The organism is Cupriavidus sp. 8B (assembly GCF_054589115.1).
On the sequence record NZ_BAAILO010000623.1, the window covers coordinates 60,140 to 63,513 of the forward strand.

General features: G+C 61.8%; 1 protein-coding gene. It reads left to right on the forward strand.

What is annotated here, in order from left to right:
- Positions 1-284: 284 nt before the first annotated feature.
- The coding region (locus ACYP5B_RS51245; protein WP_459575175.1) for a bifunctional diguanylate cyclase/phosphodiesterase at positions 285-3,374 on the forward strand (3,090 nt) is incomplete at its 3' end.

A 3,374-nucleotide genomic window follows, 5' to 3' on the forward strand; every position in this document is an offset into this window, starting at 1 on the left:
GTCAAAGCACTATGCGCGCCGCGAGCTCAAAGTTCGGGCTAAGGAATGCCGCCGTCAGCACCATGGGCGACCTTTGAACGCGCACGCGAGCGCCTGCAGCACAGCCAACCCCCACTTTAGTGGGGTGTCCATAATTGAACTTTCTCGTGTGCCGCGACATTAAAGTGCGATACAGTTGTCTTAACATTTAAAAGGAAGCCACGAGATAGCAACTACGTCGGATGTATCTCGGGCAATGGCTATACGGCCCCGTACCAACGGCTGGCTGCTTTTGCAGGCGATTCATGGGCGGGGTCTCGGGGGAAGTTGGGGTGCGCCATAAGCTGACGCAATTTTTACGACCGCTGTGCCGTTTGGGATCTGTTACGGTCACGCTCTCTACGCTCTTGCTTGGGATTCTGAGCACAACCATCGTGTATGCGGTCTGCACCGAATTGCTGGAACGGGATGCCGAGCTACGCTTCACGAGCGATACGGACGACGTCATTCAGCAGATCGATACCCGCATCCGCCTTTACACCGACGTGTTGGTGACCATGCAGGCGCTCTTTGGAGCGAGCGACCACGTCTCACGCGCTGAGTTTCGCGATTTCGTCAATGGCCTGAGCCTGCCGCAGCGCTATCCTGGCTTTCAGACCCTCAATTACGCCCCGTACGTGCCGGCCGCGGAATTGGCTGCGTTCGTGGCCAGCCAGCGCAAGGACCCTGTCCTGCACAAAGCCGGCGTGGACTTTGCCATCCGTCCTGCCGGCCGGCGCCCTGCCTACTTCGTGCTGACCTACGCCGAGCCGCTCGGCGAAAATCGAACTTCGATCGGTATCGACATGGGCGCCGAACCGCACCGCCTCGGGGCACTCGAAAAAGCGCGCGATACCGGACAAGCCGTCAGCAGCGGACGCCTTATTATCAGTGAAGCCCGGAGACCCCACGTCGGCATTGCATTGCGGCTGCCGGTCTACAGGAACGGCCTGCCGCTGGAGGACGTGGAAGCGCGTCGTCGCGCCTACGTCGGCTCGGTTGGCGCAGGCATACGGGTTGGCGACCTGCTGAGCAACCTGGCCAACCAGGAAATGCTGCGCAGGACTCGCTTCCGACTTTACGATGCTGGCGATTCAGATATGGAGGCGATATCGCCTTCACCGGCCACATTGCTCTATGACAGCCTCAACGGGCTGTCCGAGAACGCCGGAGGCCAGACAAAGCCGCTGGCGATCGCCGATCCGATCGACCAGATTAGCGCGAGCGAGTGGAAAGGTCCGATACAACGTGCAAACGTTGCGGCAAGTCGCCCGTATCTCAGCAAGACTATCTATCAATCCTTTGGCGGGCGGCGCTGGCTGATCGAGTTCTCCGCAGCCACGATGGCGATCAGCGGCCCTCAGCGCTTCCTACCGGCCTTGGTACTCGGATCCGGACTGATCATCAGCCTCTTGCTGAGTGGGTTGGCGTATGCGCTGTCGAGTTCTCGTACGCGCGCCCTCGCCGTGGCGGATGGCATGACGCGAAGCTTGCGCGAGAGCCAGGCCGCGCTTGCCGAAGCACAGCGCATTGCGCGCCTGGGTAACTGGCGCATCGACCTGGAAAGGAATTGGGCAGATTTCTCCGGCGAGATGGTGCGCCTGATCGGCGGCCAGAGAGCAAGACCTACGCTCGACATGCTCTTGCATGCCGTCGATGCCGACTACCGCGCCACCCTAGTGGCGCGCATGCAGACCGCATTGGCCGACCGCGGGGCCTTCGAACTGGAATGCTCCTACCGCTCTTCGCGCGGGCGCAAGGGCTGGCTTCACCTGATCGGGAACGCGCATGGCCTCGAGGGCACGCGCATCTTGCGTGGCACCGCTCAGGACATTTCCCAGCGCAAGGCCGCCGAACAAGCGCGTACCCATGAACATCGGATCGCGTTGCACTTGTCCACCGCGACCTGCGCAGCCAAAGTCCCGGAACAGATTGTCCGCACCCTGGTCGAGGGCATGGAATGGGAGGCGGGCGCATTCTGGCCTTCCGAGGCAGGCCGTGCGATGCAACTGGCCCCGGTCTGCGTGACGCCGAGCAGGGAAGTGGGATGCTGGCTGGCAAAGCGTATGACCTGGCCGCAAGCAACAACGGCGCTCATGCCGGACGGACCACAATGGTATGCCAGCCGTGGTGCCATCGCCAGGATGCCGCAGCACGAGTGGCTGGGCGAGCAAGGCATCCTGACTGTTTTTACCTTCCTGCTGCGAAGGGGCACCGTCACCCTCGGCGCGGTTGAACTGTACTCGCGCGACAGGCGTGCGCGAGATCGATACGCACTCGCTATGGGGAGTGCGATCGCCTCCCAGACCAGCCACTTCTTGCTGCGCAAGGAAGCCGAAGAGAATCTGCGCTTCATCGCCAATCACGACGCGCTCACCGGGCTGCCGAATCGGCTGATGTTCAGGGATCATCTGGAACGACGACTGGCGATACCGCAATCCCGCCAGGACGGCCTGAGCGTTCTCTTCGTCGATCTCGACCAGTTCAAGATTGTGAACGACACCATGGGCCACGACGCGGGAGATATCTTGTTACGAGGCGTCGCGGACCGCCTGCGCGCTGCCCTGCCTGATGTGGAACTGATCGCGCGCCTCGGCGGCGACGAATTTGTCGTGCTGGTTGAGCCGAAGGGCGATCCGACCGTGTTGAGCCGGACCATTCGGAATTTGCAGGCAGCGCTTGCGCCGGGTTTCGCCGTCAACGACAAGGAGTTGCGCATCACGGCGAGCATCGGCATCAGCTCCTTTCCGGAGGACGCGGCCGACGCGCAGACGCTGCTCAAGCATGCAGACCTGGCAATGTTTAGCGCAAAGCAGCGCGGCAAGAATGCCCACCAATTCTATGCCCGCGAGATGAGCGAATCCTTGCGGCGGCGCGTCGATATGGAAGCGCATCTGCGCCGCGCGCTAGAACGCAACGAGTTCGAAATCTACTACCAGCCCCGCATCTCCCTCACGACCAATGCCTGTACGGCCGTGGAGGCGCTCATCCGCTGGCACCATCCCGAGTTCGGGCTGGTTTTGCCGGGAGATTTCATTCCCTTTGCGGAGGAGTCGGGTGCCATTGTGCAGATCGGCGCGTGGGTCCTGCGCGAGGCTTGCCGTCAGAATGCACAATGGCTCGCGCAGGGATTGGCGTCTATGCGCGTCGCTGTCAACCTTTCGGCCCGGCAGTTTGCCGACAAGAGTCTCCGGCTCATAATCCTCGATGCCCTGCGGCAAGCGGGCCTGCCAGGGAATCTCCTGGAACTCGAACTGACCGAAAGCCTGGTCATGCGGGATGCCGAGCAAGCAGCGCGCTGGCTCTCGAAACTCAAGAGAACGGGTGTGCGACTGGCCATCGACGATTTTGGCACG